The sequence below is a fragment of the Rhodococcus sp. 008 genome, from assembly GCF_001682295.1.
Taxonomy (GTDB): Bacteria; Actinomycetota; Actinomycetes; order Mycobacteriales; family Mycobacteriaceae; genus Rhodococcus_F; species Rhodococcus_F qingshengii.
In genome coordinates this window covers 2,066,805-2,092,919 of the sequence record NZ_CP012749.1, presented here as the reverse complement: position 1 = coordinate 2,092,919, position 26,115 = coordinate 2,066,805, and the positions used below count along the sequence as shown (strand labels likewise).

Below are 26,115 nucleotides of genomic sequence, written 5' to 3'. Positions count from 1 at the left end.
ACCAGGAGCAATAAGCAATGGCAGAACCGCAGGATCCTTCCGCGGCTGTGCCTACCAACCCCACGGTCGGGGCCGGTTCAACCGGTCCCGACCGTTCGGGCGTTGGTGGGAGACACCGTGCACCGGAACCGCTAGAAGAGCCGTCGGCATCCGAGGCAGCAGGGACATCCCTGACCAAGGTTCTGCCTGACCTTGCAGCTACTCCACCCCCGCCGACCTCGCCCCCGCCTGCGTCGGCCGACAAGCCGAAGAAGCGTCGACGAGTTCCGGTGTGGGCGTTCGTCGCACCGTCGCTGATCGTTCTCGCCGTCATCATTCTGTATCCGCTCGGACGAGCGATCTGGATGTCGATGCACAGCGACGGCAAGAAGCTCGATCCCGAGACCGGCATGTTCGTCACCGGTCAGTTCACGTGGTTCGACAACTACAAGAACTGGATCACCCAGTCCTGCAACACCGCCAACGGCTCGATTCCCTGCCCGCCCGGCACACTCGGATCGCAGTTCTGGCAGTCGATCGGAAATACGTTCGGCTTCACCGTCGTCACCGTCCTGCTCGAGACGGTGATCGGTCTGTCGATGGCGTTGATCATGGCCAAGACGTTCCGCGGACGCGGTTTGCTCCGCGCTTCCGTGCTGATTCCCTGGGCCATCCCCACCGCCGTCACCGCGAAGCTCTGGTTCTTCATCTTCGCCAACGACGGCATTGCCAACAAGATCCTCGGCACCAACATCCTGTGGACGGCGGACCCCTGGCCGGCGCGATTCGCGATCGTCGTCGCCGACGTCTGGAAGACCGCGCCGTTCATGGCGTTGCTGATCCTCGCGGGTCTTCAGATGATTCCAGCCGACGTCTACGAGGCCGCCAAGGTCGACGGTGCGACGGCGTGGCAGCGGTTCCGCATGATCACGCTTCCGCTGGTCAAGCCCGCACTCATGGTGGCGGTGCTCTTCCGCACGATGGACGCTCTGCGGATGTACGACCTGCCCGCGATCATGATGGGATCCAACCCGGCCACCTCGACCATCTCGGTTCTGGTGGTCGATCAGATGCGCGTCGGCGCCAATTCGGCGTCGGCACTGTCCACCATCACGTTCCTCATCATCTTCGCTGTGGCCTTCATCCTGGTCCGATTCCTCGGAGCCAATGCGGTCAGCACGCAGGAAAAGCAGCGGAAGGGGGAGCCGGTATGAACAAGGCACTACGCGGCAAGATCGGCACCTACATCGGCGTCGTACTGATCATCGTGTGGGGACTCGCTCCCTGCTACTGGATGATCGTGACGGCGCTGCGCGACCCGGCGGACACGTTCTCGACGTCGCTGTGGCCCACCAATCTCACGCTCTCCAACTTCACCGCGGCGCTCGATCCCGACGCCAAGGTGAACTTCACCCGTGCACTGATGAACAGCCTCATCATCGCTGGCGCGACCACGCTGATCGCCTTGGTCATCGGCGTGTTCACGGCGTACGCGCTCTCGCGTTTCGATTTCCGTGGCAAATACTTCGTCACCGGAATCATCCTCGGCGCGTCCATGTTTCCGGTCGTCGCCCTCGTGACTCCGCTGTTCCAGCTGTTCACCGACATCGGCTGGATCGGCAGCTACAAAGCGTTGATCATCCCGAACATCTCGTTCGTGCTGCCGCTGACGGTCTACACGCTGACGTCGTTCTTCTCCGAACTTCCGTGGGAGCTCGAGGAGGCGGCGCGTATCGACGGCGCAACCCGTGGCCAGGCCTTCCGCCTGATCATGCTGCCGCTCGCCGCGCCGGCGCTGTTCACCACCGCGATTCTGGCCTTCATCGCAACGGTCAACGAGTATCTGCTCTCGCTCCAACTCTCGAGTGACAAGACCGCGCCCGTCACGGTGGCGATGGCCAAGTTCTCCGGAACGGACCCATTCGTCACGCCGTACACCTCGATCATGGCCGGCGGAACCCTCGTGATGGTCCCGCTGGTCATCATGGTTCTCATCTTCCAGCGACGCATCATCGCCGGTCTGACCGCAGGCGGCGTCAAGTCGTGATGCGGGCCGCACGGTTTCGATGAGGCGGGCTTCGCGTGCCCAGCGTATGGAGCTGATTGCCGGCTTCATCTCGGTCTTCGCCCTCATGGCGTTGATCGGCGCTGTGGTCGCGATCGTCAAGGGCGACCCCGGCGTGATGCCGTCTTTGGTGCTGCTCGGTTGCGTCGTCGCTCTCGGGCTGGCGTTCCGCGGATATCGGAACGCGGTCCGAGCAGAACGTCGCGAGTAGCCAGCCCGGTAGGGTGACATTTCGGTATCGCAGTTGCCGGGAGTTATCTGATCGAGATATCACCCTGGTGGAATGGTGCCGGTAAGTCCGGATCCACGACCGGGAGTGTTGAGTGAGTCCATCGAACAGATCGAGTGCGACGGGTGGCGATCAGTCGTCGGCTCGATCGGGCAAGTCGGCTAATTCGCCCCGGTCGAACAAGTCGGCCAAGCCCGCGAAAAAGCAGCGCTCGAAGTGGCGGTACGTCCGGCGGACCATCTACGTGCTCGTGCTCCTGATGGTCATCGTGCCCGCGTCGGTTTTTGCTGTCGCGTACAGCCGGACCGACGTCCCGCGCCCCTCTGACATGCAGACCAATCAGGTGTCCACCATCTACATGGCCGACGGCACGACCGTGCTCGGCAAGGTAGTGCCGCCGGAGGGAAACCGGACCGAGGTCGCGTTGTCGGCCATCCCGATTCACGTCCGCGATTCGGTGCTCTCGGCGGAGGATCGTAACTTCTACACCAACCCCGGGTTCTCGATCTCCGGATTTGCTCGCGCTGCCCGCGACAACGTGATGGGCAAGGAAAGCGCCGGCGGTGGCTCGACGATCACTCAGCAATACGTGAAGAACGTCTTGGTCGGTGACAAGCGCAGTATCGACAGGAAGCTGCGTGAGCTCGTCATCTCCGCCAAGATGGCGCGCGAATGGTCCAAGGACGACATTCTTGCCGCGTATCTCAACACCATCTACTTCGGTCGCGGTGCGTACGGCATCGCCGCCGCGTCGAACGCGTACTTCGACAAGCCGGTCAGTGAGCTGAGTGTCGAGGAAGGCGCAGTTCTCGCGTCCGTCATCCAGAGCCCGTCGTTCCTGGACCCCGAGACCAATCTGTCCGCGCTGCAAGCGCGCTGGGACTACGTTCTCAACGGCATGGTGGAACTGGGCAGCCTGACCAAGACGGATCGCGACGCGATGCAGTTCCCGGTCGTCGCCCCCGCCAATCGGCCGACCGATCTGAACCAGGCGCCAGGACCCGAAGGCCACATCAAGACCCAGGTACTCAAGGAACTGGCCGAGGCCGGTATCAGCGATCAGACGCTGAACACCGCTGGTCTGCAGATCACGACAACCATCGACCCGGTTGCGCAGGAAGCTGCGCTGAACGCCGTCAGGCGGAATCTCGAGGGCGAGCCGGAAGACCTGCGGACCGCAGTAGTGTCCATCGACCCCAAGACCGGTGGCGTCGACGCCTATTACGGCGGTGACGACGGAGCCGGCTTCGACTACGCCCAGGCGCCGCTGCAGACCGGTTCAGCGTTCAAGGTCTTCGGTCTGGTCGCAGCATTGATGGAAGACATTCCGCTGTCCGCACGGTTCGACAGTTCACCGCTCACGATCAACGGCGTGACCATCGGAAACGTCGGCGGCGAATCCTGTGGTCGATGCACCATCGCCGAGGCACTCAAGCGTTCGCTGAACACCAGCTTCTACCGGTTGATGCTCTCGATGGAGAACGGTCCCCAGAAGATCGCCGACGCCGCCCACCTGGCCGGCATCCCCGAGCACATTCCCGGACTCGACTACCCGACGCTCACACAGGAGGGTGGTCCGCCGGAGAACGGAATCGTGCTCGGCCAGTATCAGTCTCGCGTTATCGACATGGCGTCCGCTTACGCGACGCTCGCCAATTCCGGTGTGTACCAGCAGCCGCACTTCATCCGGAAGGTCGTGACGGCCGAAGGTGAAGTCCTGCTCGATCGCCCGGTCTCTCCCGGTGAGCGTCGTCTCGATGCTGCCGTTGCCGACAACGTCACGCAGGCAATGCTCCCGATCGCGTCGTACTCGAACGGTCACGCGCTTGCCGGTGGACGCCCGTCTGCTGCCAAGACCGGCACCGCGCAGTTGGGTGACACGGGGCAGAACAAGGATGCGTGGATGGTCGGTTACACGCCGTCGCTGTCCACCGCGGTGTGGATCGGAACTTCCGACGCTCAGGCCATCACCAACTCCTACGGTGGTTTGATCTACGGCTCCGGAGTGCCTGCGGACATCTGGAAGAGCACGATGGACGGCGCGCTGAAGGGATCCGACTGGGAGAGCTTCCCGTGGCCGGACCCCATCGGCGGGCAGGCCGGCGTTCCCGCGAACTCCGGCGTGACCTCGGGGGACGGGACGGGCACGCCCACGACGGGCGCGGTCGCTCCCCCGGCGCCCATCGAGGTGCCCGGCCTACCGCCGATCGAAGTGCCGCCGCTCCCCCAGTTGCCGCGTCAGATCGAGATCCTGCCGGGCATCGTCATCCCACTGCCGGGCTGACAAGCAGCGCCCGATTTCCGGTTCTCAGGCCTGATCGTCGAAGAGACCGAGTTGGGTGGGCGCTGCATCCTTGGCGGGCAGTACGACGACGCGCAGTCCGCGCCTGAGGTTGCGGATCGCGTGCGTCCACGCGCGCTTCTCGCCCGCACACAGGTCGGTGTCGTCGTCCTTGCGGCGGATGGACTCGGTCAACGCCTCGTGCCAGGCAGTCTCCTGCTCCTGGCTGATCCGCAGGTAGTCGAGAATGGTGTCGCGGTCGTGCTCACAGATCACGGCAACCTCTTCGGCGCTGAGCTCGCCCGTTCCGTCTGCGTCGAGTTCGAGGAGCGCCATGAGAGCCGGCGGAAATTCGTGGCACTCGTGTGACTCGTATTCGGCACCGGGATCTTCGTGCTCGGAGGCCATGCCGTCGTTGAAGGCGGTGTCTCCGGTTGCGCGGATGGGTTGCCCGCCCAGTTCTTCGGCGAGTTCGTCGGATGCTTCGGCCAGTTCGGCGAACGAGCGCAGAGCCCGCAGCAGGTGCTCGGCGACGAAGGGTGCGCCGTCCACGCGGACCACGCCCAGCACACTCTGCTCGACGAGAATGAGCTTGATGGTCGGCCATTGCCGATTGAGCTGAGCAAGAATTACAGCAGCGTTCTCGAGGTTCTCCACCGAATGCACGACCCGCGAGAACACCTCTACGTACTCGTCGTCCTCGAGAACACGAACATAGGTGACCTGCTCACCGCGGACCAGCGGGATATCGCCGTCGTCGTCACGCTTGGGCGGATGACCGAGAAGGCGCTCGACGGCCCCGTCGACCAGGATCCGCAGCATGTCGCCCGAACCCGAGGGAGCGTGAGACGGCGTCGTGGCGAACGCCGGCGTCGACTCGCGCCCACTGGTGCTGGCACGCAGGAACGACGGGTGCGCAATGCTCCACATTTCGCGGAATACGCGCAACACCTTTGTCACCAGTTCCTCGGGACGAGCGCGGTCGACGTCGATGTAGAAGGACATGGACCCATTGCCCTCGGGTTCGTGCTCGCACAGATCGGGAGCGTTGAACCCCATGTCGAGCAGCGCTGAATGGTCTTCCGGTTCGAGCATCCGCAGTGGATGCAGAAACCTGTTGGAAGGAACTTCACAGCGCACGGAGGTCTGGTTCCACGCGAAGAACTGGATGCACGCGGGTGCGTCGGCCAGTTCGTCCATGCTGTCGTAATGCGACTCCACCACGAGGGTGTCGTCGTCCTCCATCACGGAGATGTAGCGAGCGAGATGAGTCTCGAAAGTAGTCCAGGCACTCAGGATTTCCAGATCGAAAGTATTGTCCGACATCGTCGCTCCTCTGGTCCGGGGGCGCATGGGGCCCTACCGACGACTCGCCGAAACCCCTGCTTTTCAAACCCCGCCTACGACGTTAGTCGTGGGGTCCGACAGTGACAGTGTTCGTAGGATCCGAGTGACCGTGTTTCAGTCAGGGGATTATCTTCCGAGCCTGCAGATTGGCGAAGATGTCGAGGAACATCGCTTCGGTGTCGACGTGGCGGTGAAATCCGAACCGCCGAGCTTTCGATCCGTCAGCGAAAAAGTCGTAGTCCCATCCGAATACGAAGTCACCGAACCCCCAGGACGAGACATCGGAATACGGGGTCCGAGCAAGTTGGTGTTCCTCGACGAGTTCATCCCACACCGACTCCTTGTCCGCCATTGCGACATCGAGGGACATCGGGAGCGGAGGTGCGACGTCCATGTCGAAGAAGGCTGCGATCTTCGGCCACATCTCCTGCCAGCGGAACAGGTCGCCGTTGTTGATGTTGAACGCCTGATTTGCGCACTCGGGGTTGGTCGCGGCCCAGACCGTCGCTTCGGCCAGGAGTCCGGCGTCGGTCATCTCGATCAAGCTGGTGTACGCGCCGGGTTTGCCGGGGAATCGGAGTGGGACACCCAGTTTCTTCGAGATGGTCGCGTAGACGGCGATGACCATCGCGAGGTTCATCGGGTTACCCAGTGCGAATCCGGAGACGACCGAGGGTCTGATCGCCGACCATGTCCACGACTTGCCGAGCTGCCGACGTTCGAGGAACTGCTGTTGGTCGACGTTGAACTCGGGTGGCATGTGCGGTGGATCGCTCTCGCGGGCCGGAGTTTTGAACGGTCCGAGGTGTGCCCCGTAAACCTTGTAGCCCTGCATCAGGCTGACGTGCTCGAGTCCGCCCGCAACGGGCTCGATGGCGTCGAGAGTGTTGACCAGCATCGCCAAGTTGGGCGGAACCAGCTCGGCCCATGTCGGGCGGTCTTGATAGGCGGCGTAGAAGACGTGAGTGACGTCGCCCAGTCCGCTCAGTGCCGCTGCAGTCCGGTAAGGATCGAGCAGGTCGACTGCGATGTGTTCGACCCGGTCGGTGTCCGTACCGCCTCGCCGCGAGAGTCCGATGATCTTCCATTCTCCGGTCGACTCGAGGTGATCGATCAAGTTCCCACCGATCACGCCTCGGGCTCCGACCACGAGTGCCACTTTGTCGTGCTGCACCATTTCAGCCTCCCATTGGTATATCGCGATGTTGCGATATAGGGAGTGAACCACACATATCGGCATTTCGCGATCTAGCGGTATGCTCACGAACATGGAAGACGCAACAACCGAGTGGGAAACGGCGTTCAAGGCGCTGGCCAACCCGATGCGTGTGCAAATCCTGCAGTGGTTGAAAGACCCCGGGAGCTTTCCCCCTCAGCTCGAGCCTGCTGAGGAGGTCGGAGTGTGCCTCAAGCACATTCAAGCGAGGGCGAAGGTGTCGCAATCGACGGCGTCTCAGTACATGGCCGCACTCCAGGCCGCGGATCTGGTGACCACCACACGAATCGGTCAGTGGCGGCATTACAAGCGAAACGAGCAACAGATCGAGAAGCTTGCAGCATTCATCAGGCAGGGTTTGTAGGTACCAGCACCTGACCGATCCCTCCGGGGCCGCCAACGTTGTGGCAAAACCTCACATCGCCGGCGCCGTCGGTATGTGCATTGTGGTCGTTTCTCGGGTTGCTCGTTGTCCTTACGCTCGGCAGAGGGTACTGGCAAGGAGAGGCGTGCGATGAGTCGTGAGAGCTGGGTGGGCCGTGATGCCCGATCCATCGCCGAGGCCGTGCGGTCGGGTCAGGCGTCGGCGCGGACCATCGTCGAAGACCACCTCGCACGGGTCGACGAATGCAATGACGAACTCAACGCACTGGTCACCGTGTGCGCCGAGGAGGCTCGCACGGCCGCGGATGCCCTGGACGAACGACGCCTTCTCGGTGAGACACTCGGCCCCCTTGCCGGGGTTCCGTTCACGGTCAAGGACCTGATCGCCACTGCCGGCGTGCGCACCACTGCCGGTTCTCGCACTCTGGCGGACAACGTCCCGGCCGTCGACGCCCCGGCCGTCGCGGCATTCAAGGCTGCCGGTGCGATTCTGATCGGCAAGACCAACACCCCGGAATTCGGCGCGTGCGGCCTGACTCGAAACGAACTGTTCGGAACCACGGCCAGTCCGGTGCGACCGGACGGCGTCGTCCGGTCCCCCGGCGGGTCGAGTGGCGGCGAGTCCGCGTCGGTTGCTGCCGGAATGAGCGTGCTCGGACTCGGTACGGATTTTGGTGGCTCGGTGCGTTGGCCCGCCCACTGCACCGGCCTCACTTCGGTTCGCCCGACGCTCGGACGTGTCGATCCGGAAGGTCAGTATCCAGGCGTGCTTTCGGATGGACGGGTACTCGCCAACCCTGCGACGATGCACGGCACGATCCAGACCATCGGCCCACTGGCCCGCAACCTCGGTGATGCGGCGCTTGCGTTGCGCGTCCTGTCGATGCCGCATTTCTCGTGGAGCGAGCCTGATTCGGTCGACGTCGATGACCTCGACATCCGCTGGGCCACCGGCGAGGGAACGATTCCCGTCGACGAAGAAATCCGGTCAGCGGTTCGGACGGTGGCGATCAGCCTGGACGCGAGCGAGTACGACGGTCTGGCTCTGCCGCGGGCCAACGCGCTTTTCGGCGCGTTGCGATCGGTCGAGACCCACGCGGACATCCACTCTCTCGCCGCAGGTTCAGCGCACTCTTTCGACGCGGACATCACCGCCATGCTTGCGGCAGGCCGTGATCGCAGTTCCGCCGAGGTGGAAGCGCTGTGGGCGGATCGTGCGATGTTGATCGCCGAATTCCTCGACGAGATGGGCGACGTCCTGATTCTGCCGGTTGCGTCGGTGCTCGCTCCGCCGCTCGGTGTGGAGAGCTTCGAGGTGGGCGGTCGCAAACTCACGTGGATGGACGCGCTCGCGAGTTGCCGGGCGATCAGTGTGCTCGGCCTTCCGTCGGTCGTGGTTCCGGTAGGACTCTCCCGCAACGGTTTACCGGTCGGAGTGCAAGTGGTGGCCCGGCCGTTCCACGAGCATGTTGCGCTGTCCGTGGCGGCGCGAATCACGTCGAATGCGCAAGCTCTAGTCTGACTTCCATCTTTCGGTTTCGGCTGCGAAACGTGTTGCGTACGAGTCGGCCAGGTCGTGAAGCGTGGTGACGCAGTCGCCGTAGTACGTCGGTGCATGCATGGTAGCCAGAATCCGCGGCTCGAGGTCGGCCAGGGCGCGGATCGTGGGTTCGAGATCCGGGGTGAGGCAGGTGGCGTGGCCCAAGTCCTCGGCTTCCAAAGCGGGACCGACGATTTCGTGCTCGGTGGTCGCGGGGTGGTGCCCGAACGCGGTGAAGAGGTCTCCGCAGAACAGCGTCGACGTCGTCTCCTCGAACATCAGGCCCGCGTCCCAACCGTGTGGGACGTGTGGGGTGTCGATGTGCCGGACTCGGCGGCTGCCGGTTTCGAGTACGTCGCCGTCCTGCAAGGGAAGTGGCGCCCGATCGGCCAGATCGTTGACCTGGACGAAGCACCCCATCGCACCGTGTGCAACTTGCGCTTCGGGGGCCGCCGCAAGCCAGGAGTTCATGGACCCGCATTCGTCGGCCTCGACGTGACCGAACGTGATCCATTTCAGACGGTCGATGTCGATCAGCGTGGAGAGTGCGTCGGAAGCCGAGGTGAACAACGCTCGCTGCCCGGTGTGGAAGAGCAAGGGTTCCTCGCCGTCGACGAGAAACTGGTTCATCGTGAGGTTCGCTTCGTCCACGAAGGTCGACAGTCGGTAGATGTCCGGCGCGATTTCGGTGATCGTGGTGGTCATCGCGGTGCTCCGATCAGGCCTGTTGTACATGTCGAGCTGTCTTCTCCAGCCTTCTCGCCGCCCCGCGCATGCACAAGGTTCTGGACGTGCTTACGGCTCTGCAATAGTGGAGGACGTGTTCGTACTGCTGCTGACAGGCCCGCCGGGCGCGGGGAAGAGTTCCGTGCTGACCGCGCTTCACGATCGACTCGGCGAGGCCGGGGTGAGCAACGCGATGATCGAGGTGGACGAACTCGAGCGATGCTACCCGCCGCTGGGAACCGAGCGGGCAATCTCACACGTCGGGATGCTGTCCGCGTCGTACCGGGACGCGGGGTACGAACTCCTGTTCCTCACGGCGACCGTCGAAGACGACGACTACGGGCGCGCCCTGCTGGCCGCGACCGGCGCCGAGGGGCACCTGCTGGCACGCCTCGAGGCCGATCCGGATACGTTGCGTACCAGAATTATCGAACGTGAACCGGCCGGCTGGGCCGGGTTGGACGAGTTGGTGGAGGCGTCACAACTGCTGGCCGATTCGATGCCGACGCTCAGTGGAGTCGACGTGGTTCTGAGCACCGAAGGCCGCGATCCCGAAAGTGTTGCCGACGATCTGGAAGCGGCTCTGCGAGAACACAGTCCGTCGCTTCTAGCCGTCGGTGTTCAGAGCGGTGACCACTGAAGCGAACATCGTCGACTTGATTGCCCCCAGTGTGCCCGCATTCTTCGGGCCGATCGGTGCAACCATTTCGATGGCCTTGGCGGTCAAAGCGTCGACGGATGCGGTGAAGTCCACCAAACCGGCTGCGAATGCGTCACTTCCGCCGTATCGCCGCCCCGTGGTCATGGCGACGATTGCCGACGCCGGGCTGAGTTTGGCCTGGATGAGAGCTGCCATTCCTTCGGTGAAGGGGATGTTGATGTCCACCTCCGGGAAGCAGTAGTAGCCGCGATCATCGCGCATGACGCGGTAATCGTGCGCGATGCCGAGCATGGCGCCGGCTCCGAAGGCGTGGCCGTTGATCGCCGCGACGGTGGGCATCGGGAACGTCAGCATCCGAGCGAACAGCGACTGCACCTGCTGCACATACCACTTCGCCTTGTCGCCGTTCGCGCCCAGCCAGTCGAGGTCGAGTCCGTTGGAGTAGAACTTGCCCGTCGCCGTGGTGACCAGGGCATGTGCGCTTTCGCTCAAAGCCTGGTCGAGTAGCTTGTCGACGGAATCGAGCCACTCCGGCGAGAATCGATTCTCGTCCTCGCCGAGATCGAGAACGGCGATCTTGTCTTCGAAGCGCAGAGTTGCGGTCATGATTGGCCTTTCCTGTTGCGTGGCTTGGGCAGTGGTGGGTCGAGATGCAGAACCGCTCGAACGGCGGCATCCAACCGCGCGCGTGCTGCGGCGTCGGGGACTCGCCAACCGTCGGCGCGTTTGGCGGGATGGATGAGCAGTCCGGTAGGCAGGCCGACAACACAGGCCTCGATTGCCTCGACGGCTCTGCCGTCCTTGCGGCCCCAGAGCGCGGTCGACAACCGGATGAACAACTCGACCAGAGACCGGTCGAGTTGTGTGAGTTGCTCGGCGATGTCGGCAGGGACGTCGGTGCCGAGCAGTTCGTCGCGCTGGATCGTCAACAGCAGCAACGCGGATTGTGGGTAGTCGAGCGCGAAGACAGCCGGAACTTCGGCGGCCGCGACGACGGCGGAAACCGCCGAAGTCGGCGACGGGTCCGCGAGAGCGTCGTCCACTCTCGATTGTTGAAGCGCGAGAAATCGTCGCGCAGCACGCAGCCACGCGCTACCGACCAGTCCACTGCGAGAGCCGAATGCGTGATAGATCGCCCCGTTGGATACACCGGTGGCGTCGGAGACTGCCCGGACCGTGACAGCGCTCGGCCCGGCAGTGGCGGCAAGTTTTTCGGCAGCGTCGAGCAGGGTGTCGAGGTCGTGGACGCGTGGCCGAGGCATGAACGCACAGTAACAGAGCGTCTGCTCTGTTACTAGTGTGCGGTCAGATCACCGAATTTGCGCGAAGATCCTCGATCTCCTCCGGGCGCAGGCCGAAGTCGGTGAGTACGTCGTCGGCGTCACCGCCGAGAGTCATGGGTGGCGCATTCCTGACGGGAAGGGTCTTGCCGTCCACCCAGAACGGTCCGCGGACAACGGGAATCGACGTTCCGTCGGCGCTCTGGGTCTGCTCGACCATCTGCAATGCCTCGACCTGAGGGTCGGAGAACACCTGATCGATCGAATGGATGGGGCCGCAGGGAATTCCGGCACCGCGGATCTCGGAGATCCATTGCGCCGCGCCCTTCGTGGTCAGTAGGTCCTCGAGTTCTTTGGTCAGTTGGTCTCGGTGCGCCAAACGTTCTTTACCCGTCGCATATTCGGTACGGAAGGCGAGCTCGGGGTCGCCGAGTACCGAGCACAGTGCGATCCAGTGCTTGTCCGAGCCGGTGGCAATGTTGATCGGGAAGTCGGCAGTGTCGAAAGCGCCGTACGGCGTGATCGTCGGGTGCGTATTGCCGTTCGGCGTCGAAACCCGCCCGGTGCTCAGGTAGTCCTGCGCCTGGAAGGTCATGATCGAGATCGCGGATTCCAGCAACGAGGTCTGCACGCGGTGCCCACGACCGTCGCGTCCGCGCGAAGCCAGTGCCGCCGTGATTCCCAGTGCCGCGTAGATGCCCGAGACCGTGTCGATGATGGGGATACCGACCCGCATCGGGGTCTGTTCCCCGGCACCGGTGACCGACATCAGCCCGGACATGCCCTGGGCCACCTGATCGAGTCCGGGCGCGAACTGGTCAGGGCCCACCGGGCCGAAACCACTGATGCTCATCACGACGAGCCCTGGATTCTCCTGCTCGAGCGAGTCGGGATCGAGCCCCATGTCGGCCAGTACTCCCGGACGGAAGTTCTCGACCAGCACATCTGCGTCGAGGGCCAGGCTGCGAAGCAGTTTCCGCCCGCGGTCACTGCGCATGTCGATGGCGATCGACCGTTTGCCGCGGTTCACGGAAGCGAAGTAGAGGCTTCGATCGCCGTCGAACGGCGGCCACTGACGCGAACTGTCGCCGGAGCCACGGGTTTCGACCTTGACCACGTCGGCGCCGAAGTCCGAGAGCAGCGACGTGCACAGAGGCCCCGCGAGAGCACGGGTGAGGTCGAGAACTTTGATACCGCTGAGCAATTGGTCCATGGGAGAAACCTCGGTTCTGTGGTGTGCAACGTCGCCCACTCGATCCGTCGCACCATCTGCGTGAATTGCCGCTGCAGTGATCGTCGGAGAGGGGAAGAATGAAGGTCAGGCCTGCTTTCGGCTGGGCTCGGTGACAACACTGGTCGAGAGCGCACGGTGATGCGACGGCGACATTGCACAACTGCAGGGCCCGGATTTAGGCGCATTGTGTGACAGGCAGGATTGCGGTGGGCCGATACCGTGAACTCTCTACGGACGGCGATGCAAGCGGGAGGCGAGGCGATGCGCGACATTTCCACTCAGCTGGCGCAGTGGCACGCCCGCGGCGAGGATTTTGCACTGGCGACGGTTGTCCGTACCTGGCGATCCTCACCGCGCATGCCCGGTGCTTCGATGGCCGTCTCACGCTCCGGCGAGGTGGTCGGCAGCGTCTCGGGCGGGTGTATCGAGAGTGCACTGTACGAGATCGCCCAGGAGGTTCTCGCCGACGGCACCAGTCGCGTCGAGGTCTTCAGCGTCTCCGACGACGACGCCATCGGAGTAGGGCTGACCTGCGGCGGAACCATCGAAGTGTTCGTCCAGGCCGTCGGAGCCGATTTCGCCGAGTTCGGTCAGGTTTGTGAACGGATCGAGGCCGATACGCCCGTCGTCGTGGTCACCGAAGTGCGTCCGGGAGCACCGGCACGGCACCTCGTCGTCGAGCACGGCCGACGCAGCGGAGATCTGGATGCCACGGAGGACGAGGTGTCCATCCTGCTGCGCACGATGGACACCGGTGAGTCCGTCGCTTTTGTCGCGCCGGCGGGAACTCTCATCGATTCGCAGCACGACCTGCTGGTCGAGATCTTCGCGCCACTACCGCGGATGTACGTGTTCGGGGCCATCGACTTCGCGGCCTCGATGTGTACGTTGGGCGCCTTTGCGGGTTATCGCGTGACCGTCGTGGACGCACGGCCGGTCTTCGCGACACGGGCGCGCTTCCCCGACGCCCACGATCTGGTCGTCATGTGGCCACACAAGTTCCTCGAAACCGCACCGATCGACAACAAAACCGTCCTGGCCGTGCTCACGCACGACGAGAAGTTCGACATCCCCCTGCTCGAGATCGCGCTGCGTTCGCCGGCTGCGTACGTCGGCGCGATGGGAAGTCGTGCGACGCATGAGCGTCGGGTGGCGCTGTTGAAGGAGCGAGGCGTCACCGACGCCGAGTTGGGGCGTCTGCACTCACCGATCGGGTTGGATCTCGGCGCGAGGACACCGGAGGAGACTGCAGTGTCGATCCTCGCCGAGATGACCAAGACCCTGCGCAATGCCTCCGGTTTGGAACTGCGGGATCTGCAGGGGCCGATCCACCCGCCACCTCAGGAGAATCCAACCGCCCTGCATCGAACGGCCTGAGTCGACTGCGCTGAATTCGGACATCTTGTGTTCGGTGGGGATAGGATCGTTTCTTTCGTGAACCATCTTCCGTGATCCGAATGAAATCGAGGTGCCTGCCAAGTGGCAAACCCGGCCGTACCGGCATCCGAGGTGAATGCTGTTCTCTCCGAACTTCTTCGAACCCAGCTCCTTCCTGGTGTTCGAAAGGTCGCCGGCGGCTGCGAAGACCCGACGGTAGCCCGGGTGGGATTCATGGCGGTTCCGGACATCGGACCGTGGCTGCGGCACGGACAGTTGCTGATCACCACGCCGGAAACCCTCGCCAGGGTCACCGAAACCTTCAAAGCATTTGTCGGACGGTTGTCGACGCGAGGTGTTGCGGCACTTGCCGTCCAATTCGGCGCAGACGGGGACACTCTCGCGCCGGAGCTGGTCGACGCGGCCGAAAGCGCCGGCTTCCCGCTCCTGGTTTTTCACGGTGCGTGTGATCACCCTGCGGCGAGAGACCGTGAGCAGACGGAGTCGGCCCAGATCGACGCCATGTTCGGGGCCGAGCGCTTGCGACGGCTGCTGGTCGACGTCGTGATGGGCGGCGGCGGCCTCCCGCAATTGACCGAAGTCATCGCTCGGGAGATGAAGGGCGCTGCCCTGATCACCACCTCGGACGGACGCGAGATCTGCCGCGCCGGGGACGCCGCGGAGCGCAAGCATCTGTCTGCCTGTCCCGCCGTCGATTCCACCGGTCGTCTGCGGACCGACACCGTCGAGGGCGGATTGGGTCTGCACGAGTTCGACGGTCAATTCATCGCGGTGTCCGCGATTTCCGCCAATCACATCGACCACGGGCGTCTCGCGTTGTTCACCGGTGAGCGCGTGATGACGAGTTACGACCAGTACCTGGTCGAGCGGGCCGCGTCGGTGTGTGCGTTGGTCATCACCCGCGAACAAGCCGTGGCGTCGGTGGAGGAACGCCATCGCGCCAACTTCGTTCACGACCTGCTCCTCGGTCGGGCCGGGGACCACGATCACGTTGTCTCCCATGCCAAGACATTCGGTTGGGACTTCGACCGCCCGCTGGTGATCGTCTCGATCGAGCCGGACCCGATCGACGAACCGGCCTCTGCGGCGCCCGCTCGGCTGCCCGTCGTCGATCGCCAGGCGATGGCGTTCTCCGGCGCGATCGCCCACCGCGATCCCGGTGCGGCGGTGACCGCGCTGACGGGCGAGACGGTGATCGTGATGGGCGTCGGCACCGACACGATGGCATTGGTGCGGGACCTCGTCACGGTCGTTCGCGGTGAAGGTGGCGGCGGGAGAAGGCCGTTCAGTGTCGGGGTGTCCCGGCCGACAGCGGCGATCGACGCCGTTCCGGCGCTCTACAGTCAGGCGCGCACCGCACTGACCGTCGGGCGACGGATCTCCGGTCCGTGGACGGTGACTCAGTTCGACGATCTGGGCGTGTACAGACTGCTCAGTCTGGTCGAGGACGAAAACGAGCTGGAGACGTTCGCGCGGGAGACACTGCGGGAACTGACGGAGGAAACTGCCGAAGCGCAGGACATGCGCAAGACATTGGAAGTCTTGCTCGCGACCAACATCAACATCGCCGAGACAGCGCGCAAGCTCCACTTCCATTACAACACACTGCGTTACAGGGTCGTTAAGCTGGAGAAAATGCTGGGACCCTTCACGGCGCAACCCGAGCTACGGCTGGATCTGTCTCTAGCACTGAAGATAACCGCGATGCGCGGCATCAATCACTAATATTGCCAATCCGAGTCCGTGGGTTCTGGCAGATTGTCATCACGTCGATACCCCTGCGCTGTAATAGCGTTTCACTCCAGTCACGGTGTTTTGTGAGCTGGAGCACACTCAGCGTTCGGACACCTTCCTCTGCACGAAAGGTCCCATCATGCCGATTTGGACGTTGCACGGAGATGGAAAGAACATCAAACCGGGTGAAGTGGTCGCTCCCGGCGAGCGGCTCAGCTGGGGAAGAACCATCGGGCTGGGCAGCCAGCACGTGGTGTCGATGTTCGGCGCGACGTTCGTCTTCCCGATCATCATGGGGCTCAATCCTCAACTTGCCGTGATGATGTCGGGTTTCTGTACGCTCTTCTTCCTGCTGGTGGTCAAGGGACGCATCCCCAGCTACCTCGGTACGTCGGCGGCCTTTGTCGGTGGTATCGCCGCCATTCGTGCCCAGGGCGGAACATCCGCAGAGGTGACCGGCGCGATCCTGGTGTCCGGACTGGTCCTGGCAGCCATCGGTATCGCGATCCACTTCCTCGGTGGCCGGGTCGTATTCAAGGTTCTTCCCCCGGTGGTGACCGGCGCAGTGGTGATGCTGATCGGATTCAACCTGGCACCCGTCGTCGCGGGGCTGTACTGGCCACAGGACCAGTGGGTGGCTCTGATCGTCATGGTGGCCCTGATCGTCATGAGTATCGCGCTACGCGGCTTCATGGCGCGCATCGCCATCTTCCTGGCGCTGATCTTCGGCTACGTCCTCTCCTGGATCCTCGACCGGGTCTCGGGGACGATCACCTCCTACGACGCAGGCACCGGTCAGATCACCGAGCACTTCCGCGTCAACTGGGATTCGGTGCAGTCGGCGTCGTGGTTCGGGCTTCCGCCGTTCTCGGACGAGGCCAACGGAATCGTCGGCATCCACGCTCCGTCGTTCAGCCTCACGTTCATCATCCTGGTCCTTCCGGGTGTCATCGCGTTGATCGCGGAGAACGCGGGCCACGTCAAGGCCGTGGCCGAGATGACCGGGGACGACCTCGACCCGTACATGGGACGTGCGCTCGCCGGTGACGGTTTCGCCACCGCTATCGCCAGCAGCGTCGGCGGTTCGCCCACCACGACGTACGCCGAGAACATCGGTGTCATGGCAGCGACCCGTGTGTACTCCACCGCCGCCTACGCGGTTGCCGGCATCGTCGCCATGATGCTCGGCTTCTCCCCCAAGTTCGGTGCCGTCATCTCGGCGACGCCCGGCGGTGTTCTCGGCGGAATCACCGTGGTGCTCTACGGCATGATCGGCCTTCTCGGCGCCAAGATCTGGAAGGAGAACGGCGTCGACTTCGGCAATCCGCTCAACCTGATGCCGATCGCGGCCGGTCTGATCATCGGTATCGGCGACACGGCCCTGAAGTTCAGTGACACGTTCTCGCTCAGCGGCATCGCGCTCGGCACCATCGTCGTGATCGGGATGTACCACCTGTGCCAGTTCATCGGTTCGAAGAACCCGGAACTGAATGCGAAGAATCCGGAACCGAACAAGCCGGATTCGAAGACTCCCGGCGGCGATCGGGAGGAACCCGCCAAGCAACTCACGTGACGCTTGGCTGAGTGTGCTCGATCGACGAAGGCCGGACATCCTCCGCGGAGGATGTCCGGCCTTTCCGGTGTTCTGGGTACTGATCGATCAGACGGAGGTACTGGCTTCGACCAGGCCGATACGGTCGATGCGTTCGGTGCGGGTGTTGAGCCGTTCAGTCGCATCGGTAGCACTGAGCACGCTCAGCTCGTAGTGCAGTACCGCTCCGACGCGAGTGCAGAAGGCGGCGGATTCGTCCGCGGCATCGGGAAATTCGGGGATGACCCGATCGACGATGCCGCCCGCGAGCAGATCGAAGGACCTGATCCCTTGACTGGCTGCCATGTCCGGCGCGTGCGTGACGTCGTGGAACATGATCGCGCTCGCACCTTCGGGAGGTAAGGGCGAGAGCCAACCGTGGCGGGCCGCCAGCACTCGATCGGCCGGAATCAGTGCCAGGGCGCCGCCGCCCGTGCCCTGCCCGAGCAGGAGGGAAATGGTGGGGACCTCGAGTGAAATCATGTCGGCTATGCACCGAGCGATCTCGCCCGCCAGTCCGCCTTCTTCGGCCTCCTTCGACAGTGCCGCGCCCGCTGTGTCGATGATCGTCACCAGCGGCAGGTCGAGTTCTGCGGCCAGCCGCATACCTCGCCGAGCCTCCCGCAGAGCGCCGGGGCCGAGTGGGGAGTGAGCAGTCTGTCCGCGCCGGTCCTGTCCGAGAAGGACGCAGGGCATGTCGCCGAAGCGAACGAGCGCGAGCATGATGCCGGGATCGTTCTCGCCTTGGCCGGTTCCGTTGAGCGGGAGCATGTCCGAGGCGGAATTGAGCAACACTTCCCGTATCCCCGGTCGGTCTTCGCGCCGGGATGCGACGACGGATTCCCACGCCGACGTATCGGGTGGGCAATCGTACGAGCACGGGTCACTGGGCAATAAGTACCCACGATGCGCCCCGGTGATGATGCGCAATGCGCGTTCGACGATTTCGGCGAGCTGGTCTGGCGGCCTCACTGCATCGATGAGTCCGTGCTCGTGAAGGTTCTCCGCTGTCTGGACACCGGCGGGGAAAGGTGAGTTGTACAAGGCCTCGAACACTCGAGGGCCGAGGAATCCGACGAGGGCCCCCGGTTCCGCGATCGTCACGTGACCGAGTGATCCCCAGGACGCGAATACGCCTCCGGTGGTGGGGTTTCGGAGATAGACGATGTAGGGCAGGTGCGCTTCTTTGTGCTTGATGAGCGCCGCGGTGATCTTGACCATCTGCAAAAACGCCGTCGTCCCCTCCTGCATACGCGTTCCCCCGGACGTGGGAAGCGCAAGAAGGGGCAGCTGCTCTTGGGTGGCTCGACGGATGGCGACGACGAGGCGTTCTCCCGCCGCCACGCCGATCGAACCACCGAGAAAACCGAACTCGCAGACGATGATTGCCACACGGCGGCCTCGGACGGAGGCGCTTCCGGTCAGGACGGACTCGTCGAGTCCGGTCTTCTCCTGGGCCCGCAGAAGTGCTTCGGCGTAATCGGAGTCGGTCGCGACGGGAATCGGAGGGGTATCCCACGACTCCCAGGTGCCGGCATCGATCACCAGGTCGAGCAAGTCGCGAGCCGTCAGGCGGTTCATCGGGTGAATCCTTGTAGCCACGACATGATTTCGTCAGTGTCTTCACCGAGAACCGGAGGTGCAGTGTGGCGGGTCTCCGTCACTTCGGTTCCGTCCGGATCGAAAAATCGTAGCGGTGGACCGGGCAGTGTGATGTTTCCGAGCGTGCTGTGGTCGACGTCGACGAGCAATCCCTGTGATCGGGTCTGCTCCCATTCGTACACTTCGGAGATCGTCCGAACCCGTCCTGCCGGTACTCCGATGCGGTCGAGTTCGGTCAGAAGCTCGTCACGCGAGTACGGCTTGAAGGTACGTTCGATCAATTCGACGACCTGGAAATGATTTTCGACGCGTTCGGCGTTTGTTGCCATACCCGGGGCGTCAGGGTCGAGGTCGAATCCTTCGCAGAATCTTCTCCACAGGCTTTCGCTGCCGACCGAGATCTGCACTGCGCCATCGCCGGTACGAAAGAGCCCGTACGGTGCGATGGAGGGATGGTGGTTGCCCTGCGCTGTGCCTACCTCGCCGGCGACGGTCCACTTCGTTCCTTGAAACGCGTGAACACCGACCACGCTGGCCAAGAGCGACGTTCGGACAACGCGGCCTTTCCCCGTCTGTTCGCGTTCCTTCAAAGCCGCGACGACACCGAACGCCCCGTACATTCCGGCGAGAAGATCGGCGATCGGAACTCCGACTCGTTGAACGTCGTCCGGACTCGAGCCGGTCAGCGACATGAGTCCGGCTTCCCCCTGGGCGATCTGGTCGTAGCCGGCGCGACCGCCTTCCGGGCCGTCGTGGCCGAAACCGCTGATGGACAGAACGATCAGTCGAGGATTGAGTTCGGCCAACCGCTCGGTCGAGAATCCGAGTCGATCGAGAACTCCGGTGCGGAAGTTCTCCATGAGAACATCGGCGCGGCAGACGAGATCTTCGAGGGTCGCGCGCCCACTGTCGGATTTCAGATCGAGCGTGATCGACTTCTTGTTCCGGTTCGTGGACAGAAAATACGTCGATTCCCGTTGTGTGTTCGGTGGTTCCAACGTGGGCTCCACAAAAGGCGGCCCCCACCCACGGGTGTCGTCGCCGCCGTGAGGTGATTCGACCTTGATCACGTCGGCACCCAGATCGCCGAGCATCATTGCCGCGTGAGGACCCGCGAGTGCGCGCGTGAGGTCGACGACTATCACGTCGTGTAACGGACCACTACGAGCACTTGTGTTGTGAGGCTTCGAAGTCGAGTTCATGTCGCACCGCCGTGTTCTGGTGTAATTGGCTGAGCCAGTTGGTGGTTGAGGCCTCCGTAGTTCGGTCGACTCCGGTCCGCTGGACCGAGAAACCGGCCAGGGCCACTGAAGGAGGTATGTGCGGCCCGTCTTTCGAACCGTAAGCGGGCACCGGTGAACGGCACATGGGTAACCTTGCCGACGACGGGTGTCAGTGGTGGGTAAGAAGTGACGAACGCTCACCGGGCGGCGCGATTGCGGTTGTATCGAACCGTTATCGGGACGTTCTGTCAGCTCATATCGTGCGAAGTCATGACATTTCGTGCATCTTCATGACCTGCAGGGCGAGTGAGACGTTCAATCGAAGGACGGGGTCGTCGGTGAACGATCCGACGACGCTCTCCAGCTTTCCGATTCTGTAACGCAAAGTGTTGTAGTGCATGTGCAGCGCCCGGGAGGCCTCGGCGACATTGCAATTGCAGTCGAGCAGGGTCTGGAGTGTCAGACGCAGGTCAGCGGCTTCGGCGTTGTCCGCCGACAAGGACTTCAGAACGTCATCGGTGAACGAACGCAGTTCGCTCTTGTCCGTCTGGAGCGAGAGGAGTCGGTGTACACCGAGTTCGTCGAAGTGTGCGATCTGCCCCGGCCCGTTGATACGTCGGCCGACGACCACGGCTGTACAGGCTTGGTCGTAGGCCGCGGGTAGATCGGCCAGGGAGTAGATCACCCGGCTCACTCCCGTGCTGAAGGATCGGCGGCCGCTGGTGCGATCGCCGGCAACCTTGCGCACCAACCCTTCGATGTCCCGAACCGCACGGTCGGTGCTGGTCGGGAAAAGCGTGACCACCTCGTGTCGAAACCCGACGGACGGCGCCGTCCGCTCGTGTGTTCGTACCACTTGTTGCCAGCCGTCGCTGAGTCGATCTTGGTCCGTGCGAGTGGAATTCGCGTGCTGGGATTCCGGGTGATCGACGTCGAGTTCTGCAACCACAACGGCAAGTGGACGAGTGACATCCCACCCCAACTGGGTGAAGTGCGCGCTCACTTCCGCTGGCGAGCCGGCTTCGCCTATCAGTGCGTCGCGGAGGAAGTCGCCGCGGAACTTGGATTCCACTGCCGCAACTGCCAGCTGTTTGGTGACGGCCAGCGCGGCAACGGTGGCCGCTCGCTCCAGCGCTTGAACGACAACTGCGCCGAGTTCGTGGGTGCCGGCGTACGCCACCATCCGGCCGTGGTCGGTGCCGCCGGCCACCACTCGGGTGAGCGCCAACTGGCCGGGAAATCCCTTGGGCGCGTTCTGTAAACCGACGGCGACCCGCTCGGTCAGGAACCGACCGGTGCTTTCGAACAACGGAAGCGCGTTCAGCGCGGCTGAATCCCCGGCCTCGGTCAATACCCTTCCGTCCGGCGAGCAGATGAGAACGCTGACGTCGAAAAGCGCGGCGAATTCTGCGGCAATCTGAGGTAGATCGCCACCTTCCAAGACGATCGACGTCAACGAGCGGTGAAGTCGATCGGCAATGTCGAGTGCCGCGGACTGCTTCGCCACCAACTTGGTGAAGACCTCCGAGATCACCTCGTCGAATCCCGCGGTGACGGGAAGAACCAACAGCGGAAGCCCTCGCTGCTCTGCCATGTGCAGCATCGCCTCGGGCAGCTCGTCGAGATAACGGCCCGTTTTCACGGCAAGTGCCGCGACTCCTCGACGTGCAAGACCGTCGACGAGGTCACTGAGATCTGTGTCGTCGAGAAGCTCGCCGGTTCGCCCGTAGCGCAGCGGGAACCCGGTTGTCACCAACAACTCGTTCGGCTTCACCCAAGCGAGGATGTCCGGTACTTCCATCACGTTCACCGATTGAACGAGGTGGCGCAAGCCCCCGTGCCCGGCAAGGACTTCGGCTCCACGCAGACTGGGCAGCTCGAGGACATCCCGAACTGTGAGTCTGTAGTCGCCACCTTCTGGCAAATGTTGAAGCTCTTCGCTCGAATATTTGGCAGATCTATCCATGTCGCGAGACTACGCTCGATCACGCGACGAACATTGTCAACAGTTGACGAAAATAGCCTCTCGGAATGAGCGGTTCTCCGTATGTCTGCCAACTACCGCGGCCCGAATTGGCGATCGCCCGCGTCTCCGAGTCCAGGTATCAGGAAAGCATTTTCGTTCAGGCCGTCGTCGATGCTCGCTGTGAGGAGCCGGACCGGATGTCCGGAGTTCTTCAGTGCTTCGATCCCTTCCGGAGCCACGACGACACATATTGCAGTCACATCGGTGGCTCCGCGTGCAATGAGCAGATCGATTGTGCGGACGATGGATCCACCGGTCGCCAACATCGGATCGAGGACGTAGACGGGGGTGCTCGACAGATCAGCTGGCAGGGACTCGAGATACGGAACCGGCTGGTGTGTCTTCTCGTCTCGTGCCATTCCCACGAAACCGACGCCTGCCTGCGGAATAAGGGCACTCGCCTGTTCGACCATGCCGAGGCCCGCTCGCAAGACCGGGACCAGGAGCGGTGGATTCGCCAGCCGCACCCCCAGCGTCGGAGCAACTGGCGTCTCGATGTCGAACTGTTCCAGTTCTGCGCCGCGCATGGCCTCGTAGACCAACATATGGGTCAGTCTGCGCAAGGCGGACCGGAACGTTGCGTTGTCGCTGCGAGCGTCGCGCATGGTCGTGAGCAGCGATGCCGCCAGCGGATGGTCGACAACAGTGGTGTCCATGGTCGAATCGTAAGTGAGAACCGATGTGGCGGCGCGCAACCGGTGAATCGGAGTCGAAATAACCAATCGCGGTTTTCGTTTGGGCAAGTATTGACGATGCAGATGGGTTCGAGTCGTCATAGCGTGGTCGACACGGCAGTTCCGAACCGCTCGGCTGGACTGAGCGCCCGGAGCTGTCAAGGCCCAATTTTGCCTCCACGATTCCCTATACAAGGAGATGCCAATGCCCGAAGCAATCGAGGTCCGTAAGGTTCCGCTACACAGCGTCTCCGACGCCAGTGAGCTCGCCAAGCTGATCGACGACGGTGTCCTCGAGGCCGACCGCGTCATTGCAGTCATCGGCAAAACCGAGGGTAACGGCGGCGTCAACGACTACACGCGCATCATCGCGGACCGAGCGTTCCGAGAGGTTCTCTCCGCCAAGGGTAATCGCAGCCCCGAAGAAGTGGCGGAGGTGCCGATCGTCTGGTCCGGCGGCACGGACGGCGTGATCAGCCCGCACGCGACGATCTTCGCGACCGTGCCGGCAGACAAGGTCACCAAGACCGACGAGCCGCGACTGACCGTGGGTGTCGCCATGAGTGAGCAACTGCTGCCCGAGGACATCGGCCGTACGGCCATGATCACCAAAGTTGCTGCGGCAGTGAAAGACGCGATGGCCAATGCCGGCATCACCGATCCCGCCGACGTGCACTACGTACAGACCAAGACTCCGTTGCTGACAATTCACACCATCCGTGACGCCAAGAGCCGCGGCAAGACTGTGTGGACCGAACAGACTCATGAGTCGATGGACCTGTCCAACGGCGGAACGGCTCTGGGGATCGCGGTTGCGCTCGGCGAAATCGACATGCCGACCGACGAGGATGTCATGCACAGCCGCGAACTCTTCTCCTCTGTCGCATCCTGCTCGTCCGGCGTCGAGTTGGACCGCGCGCAGATCGTCGTCGTCGGTAACGCACGCGGGGTCGGCGGACGCTACCGGATCGGCCACAGCGTGATGAAGGATCCGCTCGACCAGGACGGCATCTGGGCGGCGATCCGTGACGCCGGACTCGAACTTCCGGAGCGGCCGCACTCGAGCGACCTGGACGGTCAACTCGTCAACGTGTTCTTGAAGTGCGAGGCCAGTCAGGACGGAACGGTCCGTGGCCGTCGTAATGCGATGCTCGACGACTCCGACGTGCACTGGCACCGCCAGATCAAGTCGTGTGTCGGCGGAGTCACGGCAGCTGTCACCGGCGATCCGGCAGTGTTCGTCTCGGTATCGGCAGCGCACCAGGGTCCCGAGGGCGGCGGCCCAGTCGCTGCCATCGTCGATCTCGGTCAGTAGTAGGCAAGAACCTCGCTGGAAACCTCGACAGTCGCGCCGCCACCGGCAATTCGTCCTCGAATCAGTTGCCGGTGTCGGCGAGTCCGCCGCGGCGTACCCCACTTCACTGCTTGAAAGGATTCACGATGGTTCATGCTGCTGACCCTGTCGACGAGAGCGTTTCCGGTGCGCCCGAGAATCGCGAACTCGTCATGGCCGATGCGGTCACGCTCAGTGGTCTGATACGCAGGCGTGAAGTGTCGTGTGTCGAGGTGATGGACAGCTTCCTCGATCAGATCGAATTACATAACCCGGCGGTGAACGCGATCGTCGCATTGCGGGATCGGGAAGCGTTGACGGCGGAGGCGCGCGAGCGTGATTCGCAGTTGGCGAGTGGGGAGTATCTCGGTTGGATGCACGGGTTTCCGCATGCGGTGAAGGATCTTTCGGCAGCCAAGGGTCTGCCGTTCACGTCCGGGTCGCCGATGTTCGCGGATCGAATCGCCGAAGATGACGAACTGTTCGTCAAGCGGATCAGGTCTGCCGGTGCCATTGTGATCGGCAAGACGAACACACCGGAGTTCGGACTCGGATCCCAGACGTACAACCCGGTGTGGGGTACGACGGTGTCGCCGTACGACAATTCGCGCACTGCCGGCGGTAGCAGCGGTGGCGCCGCAGCGTCGTTGGCGCTTCGCATGCTGCCGGTGGCTGATGGAAGCGATTACATGGGTTCGCTCCGAAACCCGTCGGCGTTCAACAACGTTGTTGGGTTTCGACCTTCCTGGGGTCGGATACCGGAGACGGGATTCATCGCTCAGGGCGCTGTTGTGGGTCCGATGGGCCGAACCGTCACCGACGTGGCTCACCTGCTTTCCACGATGGCGGGGCCGGATGCTTATGCACCGTTGGGGATTCGTGAGGATCCCGCGGTATTCACCGAAAGCCTCGCACGTGATCTGAAGGGCTCTCGGATCGCATGGGTCGGTGACTGGAACGGTTACCTGGCAACCGAACCTGGAGTTCTCGAGTTGTGCGAATCCTCGTTCGAGGTCTTCGAACAGTTGGGGTGCCGCGTCGAGGCGGCGCTTCCCGACTTCAAACCCGAGGACATCTGGCAACTGTTCTTGCGGTGGCGTTGGTGGGCACAGCTCGGCTTGATCGATCAGTACAACGATCCGAGCTTGCGCGAGTTGATGAAGCCCGAACTGTTGTGGGAACTCGAGCACGCGGTCACACTGTCGGCTCTCGACGTGACCAAGGCCGCGGAGGCCCGCAACGGCTGGCTGTCGGCCATTACCAAGATGTTCGAAACCTACGACTACATTCTTGCGCCCAGTGCCCAGGTGTTTCCTTTCGACAAGAACACTCACTGGCCCGAGACCGTCGACGGCCGATCGATGGACACGTATCACCGGTGGATGGAGACGGTTGTTCCCTGGACGATGGCCGGGGTTCCGGTTGCGGGGATGCCGGTCGGCTTCGACGATCGTTCGCTTCCCATGGGTATCCAGATCATCGGTCGGCACGGCGCCGACTTGGACGTACTCCAACTCGCCTACGCATTCGAGCAGGCAACCCAGTGGGTCGAGCGGGTTCTTCCGCCCGCACTCCGCGTGAACTGACCGATC

The 26,115-nt window shown here is 63.1% G+C and carries 23 protein-coding genes; 12 read left to right on the top strand and 11 right to left on the bottom strand.

The window, feature by feature from the left end:
- The first annotated feature begins 17 nt into the window (after positions 1-17).
- The 4 genes from AOT96_RS09885 (at position 18) to AOT96_RS09870 (ending at position 4,557) form a co-directional block, all read left to right on the top strand.
- Entirely contained in the window at positions 18-1,193 is a 1,176-nt protein-coding gene (locus AOT96_RS09885) for a carbohydrate ABC transporter permease (RefSeq protein WP_007735224.1), read from the top strand.
- Positions 1,190-2,026: a carbohydrate ABC transporter permease gene (locus tag AOT96_RS09880; RefSeq protein ID WP_003946046.1), complete on the top strand. Its 837-nt coding sequence runs from the start codon at positions 1,190-1,192 to the stop codon at positions 2,024-2,026. Before AOT96_RS09885 ends, AOT96_RS09880 begins: the two co-directional genes overlap by 4 nt.
- Before the next feature lie 19 nt (positions 2,027-2,045).
- Positions 2,046-2,255: a hypothetical protein gene (locus AOT96_RS09875; RefSeq protein WP_019746112.1), complete on the top strand. Its 210-nt coding sequence runs from the start codon at positions 2,046-2,048 to the stop codon at positions 2,253-2,255.
- Positions 2,256-2,367: 112 nt separating this feature from the next.
- Complete coding sequence (locus AOT96_RS09870; RefSeq protein WP_058228172.1) at positions 2,368-4,557, top strand: transglycosylase domain-containing protein; 2,190 nt, start codon at positions 2,368-2,370, stop codon at positions 4,555-4,557.
- Between the two features lie 24 nt (positions 4,558-4,581).
- Here AOT96_RS09870 and AOT96_RS09865 read toward each other — a convergent pair whose 3' ends face one another.
- Together AOT96_RS09865 and AOT96_RS09860 are read right to left on the bottom strand one after the other, a co-directional pair.
- The gene (locus AOT96_RS09865; protein WP_003946055.1) at positions 4,582-5,880 is read right to left on the bottom strand and encodes a T3SS (YopN, CesT) and YbjN peptide-binding chaperone 1; all 1,299 of its coding nucleotides are present in this window, start codon (positions 5,878-5,880) and stop codon (positions 4,582-4,584) included.
- A gap of 139 nt (positions 5,881-6,019) precedes the next feature.
- Positions 6,020-7,078, bottom strand: a complete 1,059-nt coding sequence (locus AOT96_RS09860) for an SDR family oxidoreductase (RefSeq protein WP_042926153.1) — start codon at positions 7,076-7,078, stop codon at positions 6,020-6,022.
- A gap of 91 nt (positions 7,079-7,169) precedes the next feature.
- Here AOT96_RS09860 and AOT96_RS09855 point away from each other — a divergent pair, with 91 nt between their 5' ends.
- Positions 7,170-7,481, top strand: a complete 312-nt coding sequence (locus tag AOT96_RS09855; RefSeq protein WP_007735219.1) for an ArsR/SmtB family transcription factor — start codon at positions 7,170-7,172, stop codon at positions 7,479-7,481.
- A gap of 150 nt (positions 7,482-7,631) precedes the next feature.
- On the top strand, positions 7,632-9,023 hold the full coding sequence (locus tag AOT96_RS09850) for an amidase (RefSeq protein WP_064075500.1): 1,392 nt from the start codon (positions 7,632-7,634) through the stop codon (positions 9,021-9,023).
- Here the strand turns inward: AOT96_RS09850 and AOT96_RS09845 are convergent.
- A complete protein-coding gene (locus tag AOT96_RS09845; protein ID WP_003946042.1) occupies positions 9,015-9,746 on the bottom strand; it encodes an MBL fold metallo-hydrolase in 732 nt (243 codons plus the stop codon). The genes AOT96_RS09850 and AOT96_RS09845 overlap by 9 nt on opposite strands.
- Here AOT96_RS09845 and AOT96_RS09840 point away from each other — a divergent pair.
- A complete protein-coding gene (locus AOT96_RS09840; protein WP_231917423.1) occupies positions 9,712-10,407 on the top strand; it encodes a hypothetical protein in 696 nt (231 codons plus the stop codon). The two genes, AOT96_RS09845 and AOT96_RS09840, sit on opposite strands and share 35 nt — an antisense overlap.
- Here the strand turns inward: AOT96_RS09840 and AOT96_RS09835 are convergent.
- The 3 genes from AOT96_RS09835 to AOT96_RS09825 are packed head-to-tail and all read right to left on the bottom strand — an operon-like array spanning position 10,375 to position 12,921.
- Positions 10,375-11,034 carry an enoyl-CoA hydratase-related protein gene (locus tag AOT96_RS09835; RefSeq protein WP_007735215.1) on the bottom strand — a complete coding sequence of 220 codons (660 nt, stop codon included), beginning with the start codon at positions 11,032-11,034 and terminating at the stop codon, positions 10,375-10,377. The two genes, AOT96_RS09840 and AOT96_RS09835, sit on opposite strands and share 33 nt — an antisense overlap.
- Positions 11,031-11,690 (bottom strand): TetR/AcrR family transcriptional regulator, encoded by a 660-nt coding sequence (locus AOT96_RS09830; RefSeq protein ID WP_003946066.1) that lies wholly within the window; start codon positions 11,688-11,690, stop codon positions 11,031-11,033. The genes AOT96_RS09835 and AOT96_RS09830 overlap by 4 nt, the downstream gene beginning before the upstream one ends.
- A 43-nt stretch (positions 11,691-11,733) precedes the next feature.
- A complete protein-coding gene (locus AOT96_RS09825) occupies positions 11,734-12,921 on the bottom strand; it encodes a CaiB/BaiF CoA transferase family protein (protein ID WP_003946016.1) in 1,188 nt (395 codons plus the stop codon).
- Between the two features lie 282 nt (positions 12,922-13,203).
- Here AOT96_RS09825 and AOT96_RS09820 point away from each other — a divergent pair, with 282 nt between their 5' ends.
- The 3 genes from AOT96_RS09820 (at position 13,204) to AOT96_RS09810 (ending at position 17,647) form a co-directional block, all read left to right on the top strand.
- A complete protein-coding gene (locus AOT96_RS09820) occupies positions 13,204-14,319 on the top strand; it encodes an XdhC family protein (protein ID WP_020909752.1) in 1,116 nt (371 codons plus the stop codon).
- A 102-nt stretch (positions 14,320-14,421) separates the two neighbouring features.
- On the top strand, positions 14,422-16,065 hold the full coding sequence (locus tag AOT96_RS09815; RefSeq protein WP_007735212.1) for a PucR family transcriptional regulator: 1,644 nt from the start codon (positions 14,422-14,424) through the stop codon (positions 16,063-16,065).
- A gap of 148 nt (positions 16,066-16,213) precedes the next feature.
- Complete coding sequence (locus AOT96_RS09810) at positions 16,214-17,647, top strand: uracil-xanthine permease family protein (protein WP_003946008.1); 1,434 nt, start codon at positions 16,214-16,216, stop codon at positions 17,645-17,647.
- Positions 17,648-17,734: 87 nt separating this feature from the next.
- Here AOT96_RS09810 and AOT96_RS09805 read toward each other — a convergent pair whose 3' ends face one another.
- The 4 genes from AOT96_RS09805 to upp form a co-directional block, all read right to left on the bottom strand.
- The gene (locus tag AOT96_RS09805; protein WP_007735211.1) at positions 17,735-19,246 is read right to left on the bottom strand and encodes a carboxyl transferase domain-containing protein; all 1,512 of its coding nucleotides are present in this window, start codon (positions 19,244-19,246) and stop codon (positions 17,735-17,737) included.
- Entirely contained in the window at positions 19,243-20,469 is a 1,227-nt protein-coding gene (locus AOT96_RS09800; RefSeq protein WP_007735210.1) for a CaiB/BaiF CoA transferase family protein, read from the bottom strand. Before AOT96_RS09800 ends, AOT96_RS09805 begins: the two co-directional genes overlap by 4 nt.
- A gap of 289 nt (positions 20,470-20,758) precedes the next feature.
- Entirely contained in the window at positions 20,759-22,456 is a 1,698-nt protein-coding gene (locus AOT96_RS09795; RefSeq protein WP_003946020.1) for a PucR family transcriptional regulator, read from the bottom strand.
- Positions 22,457-22,548: 92 nt separating this feature from the next.
- Positions 22,549-23,172, bottom strand: a complete 624-nt coding sequence (upp, locus tag AOT96_RS09790) for a uracil phosphoribosyltransferase (protein ID WP_007735207.1) — start codon at positions 23,170-23,172, stop codon at positions 22,549-22,551.
- 223 nt (positions 23,173-23,395) lie between these two features.
- On the opposite strand from upp, the gene AOT96_RS09785 reads away from it, so the two are divergent.
- The gene (locus tag AOT96_RS09785) at positions 23,396-24,505 is read left to right on the top strand and encodes a ring-opening amidohydrolase (RefSeq protein WP_007735206.1); all 1,110 of its coding nucleotides are present in this window, start codon (positions 23,396-23,398) and stop codon (positions 24,503-24,505) included.
- On the opposite strand, the gene AOT96_RS35245 is transcribed toward AOT96_RS09785, so the two are convergent.
- Positions 24,499-24,639 (bottom strand): hypothetical protein, encoded by a 141-nt coding sequence (locus tag AOT96_RS35245; protein WP_155277953.1) that lies wholly within the window; start codon positions 24,637-24,639, stop codon positions 24,499-24,501. The genes AOT96_RS09785 and AOT96_RS35245 overlap by 7 nt on opposite strands.
- Between AOT96_RS35245 and AOT96_RS09780 the strand changes: the two genes are divergently transcribed.
- Complete coding sequence (locus AOT96_RS09780) at positions 24,631-26,109, top strand: amidase (RefSeq protein ID WP_007735205.1); 1,479 nt, start codon at positions 24,631-24,633, stop codon at positions 26,107-26,109. The two genes, AOT96_RS35245 and AOT96_RS09780, sit on opposite strands and share 9 nt — an antisense overlap.
- The last annotated feature ends 6 nt before the right edge of the window (positions 26,110-26,115 follow it).

What these genes read in the sequence shown, in the direction of transcription:
- AOT96_RS09855 (WP_007735219.1), top strand. Translation starts at nt 7,170, where the DNA reads ATGGAAGACGCAACAACCGAGTGGGAAACGGCGTTCAAGGCGCTGGCC.
- AOT96_RS09865 (WP_003946055.1), bottom strand. Translation starts at nt 5,880, where the DNA reads ATGTCGGACAATACTTTCGATCTGGAAATCCTGAGTGCCTGGACTACT.
- AOT96_RS09830 (WP_003946066.1), bottom strand. Translation starts at nt 11,690, where the DNA reads ATGCCTCGGCCACGCGTCCACGACCTCGACACCCTGCTCGACGCTGCC.
- AOT96_RS09835 (WP_007735215.1), bottom strand. Translation starts at nt 11,034, where the DNA reads ATGACCGCAACTCTGCGCTTCGAAGACAAGATCGCCGTTCTCGATCTC.
- upp (WP_007735207.1), bottom strand. Translation starts at nt 23,172, where the DNA reads ATGGACACCACTGTTGTCGACCATCCGCTGGCGGCATCGCTGCTCACG.
- AOT96_RS09805 (WP_007735211.1), bottom strand. Translation starts at nt 19,246, where the DNA reads ATGAACCGCCTGACGGCTCGCGACTTGCTCGACCTGGTGATCGATGCC.
- AOT96_RS09780 (WP_007735205.1), top strand. Translation starts at nt 24,631, where the DNA reads ATGGTTCATGCTGCTGACCCTGTCGACGAGAGCGTTTCCGGTGCGCCC.
- AOT96_RS09860 (WP_042926153.1), bottom strand. Translation starts at nt 7,078, where the DNA reads ATGGTGCAGCACGACAAAGTGGCACTCGTGGTCGGAGCCCGAGGCGTG.
- AOT96_RS35245 (WP_155277953.1), bottom strand. Translation starts at nt 24,639, where the DNA reads ATGAACCATCGTGAATCCTTTCAAGCAGTGAAGTGGGGTACGCCGCGG.
- AOT96_RS09820 (WP_020909752.1), top strand. Translation starts at nt 13,204, where the DNA reads ATGCGCGACATTTCCACTCAGCTGGCGCAGTGGCACGCCCGCGGCGAG.
- AOT96_RS09885 (WP_007735224.1), top strand. Translation starts at nt 18, where the DNA reads ATGGCAGAACCGCAGGATCCTTCCGCGGCTGTGCCTACCAACCCCACG.
- AOT96_RS09795 (WP_003946020.1), bottom strand. Translation starts at nt 22,456, where the DNA reads ATGGATAGATCTGCCAAATATTCGAGCGAAGAGCTTCAACATTTGCCA.
- AOT96_RS09875 (WP_019746112.1), top strand. Translation starts at nt 2,046, where the DNA reads ATGAGGCGGGCTTCGCGTGCCCAGCGTATGGAGCTGATTGCCGGCTTC.
- AOT96_RS09785 (WP_007735206.1), top strand. Translation starts at nt 23,396, where the DNA reads ATGCCCGAAGCAATCGAGGTCCGTAAGGTTCCGCTACACAGCGTCTCC.
- AOT96_RS09825 (WP_003946016.1), bottom strand. Translation starts at nt 12,921, where the DNA reads ATGGACCAATTGCTCAGCGGTATCAAAGTTCTCGACCTCACCCGTGCT.
- AOT96_RS09845 (WP_003946042.1), bottom strand. Translation starts at nt 9,746, where the DNA reads ATGACCACCACGATCACCGAAATCGCGCCGGACATCTACCGACTGTCG.
- AOT96_RS09840 (WP_231917423.1), top strand. Translation starts at nt 9,712, where the DNA reads ATGTCCGGCGCGATTTCGGTGATCGTGGTGGTCATCGCGGTGCTCCGA.
- AOT96_RS09810 (WP_003946008.1), top strand. Translation starts at nt 16,214, where the DNA reads ATGCCGATTTGGACGTTGCACGGAGATGGAAAGAACATCAAACCGGGT.
- AOT96_RS09850 (WP_064075500.1), top strand. Translation starts at nt 7,632, where the DNA reads ATGAGTCGTGAGAGCTGGGTGGGCCGTGATGCCCGATCCATCGCCGAG.
- AOT96_RS09800 (WP_007735210.1), bottom strand. Translation starts at nt 20,469, where the DNA reads ATGAACTCGACTTCGAAGCCTCACAACACAAGTGCTCGTAGTGGTCCG.
- AOT96_RS09880 (WP_003946046.1), top strand. Translation starts at nt 1,190, where the DNA reads ATGAACAAGGCACTACGCGGCAAGATCGGCACCTACATCGGCGTCGTA.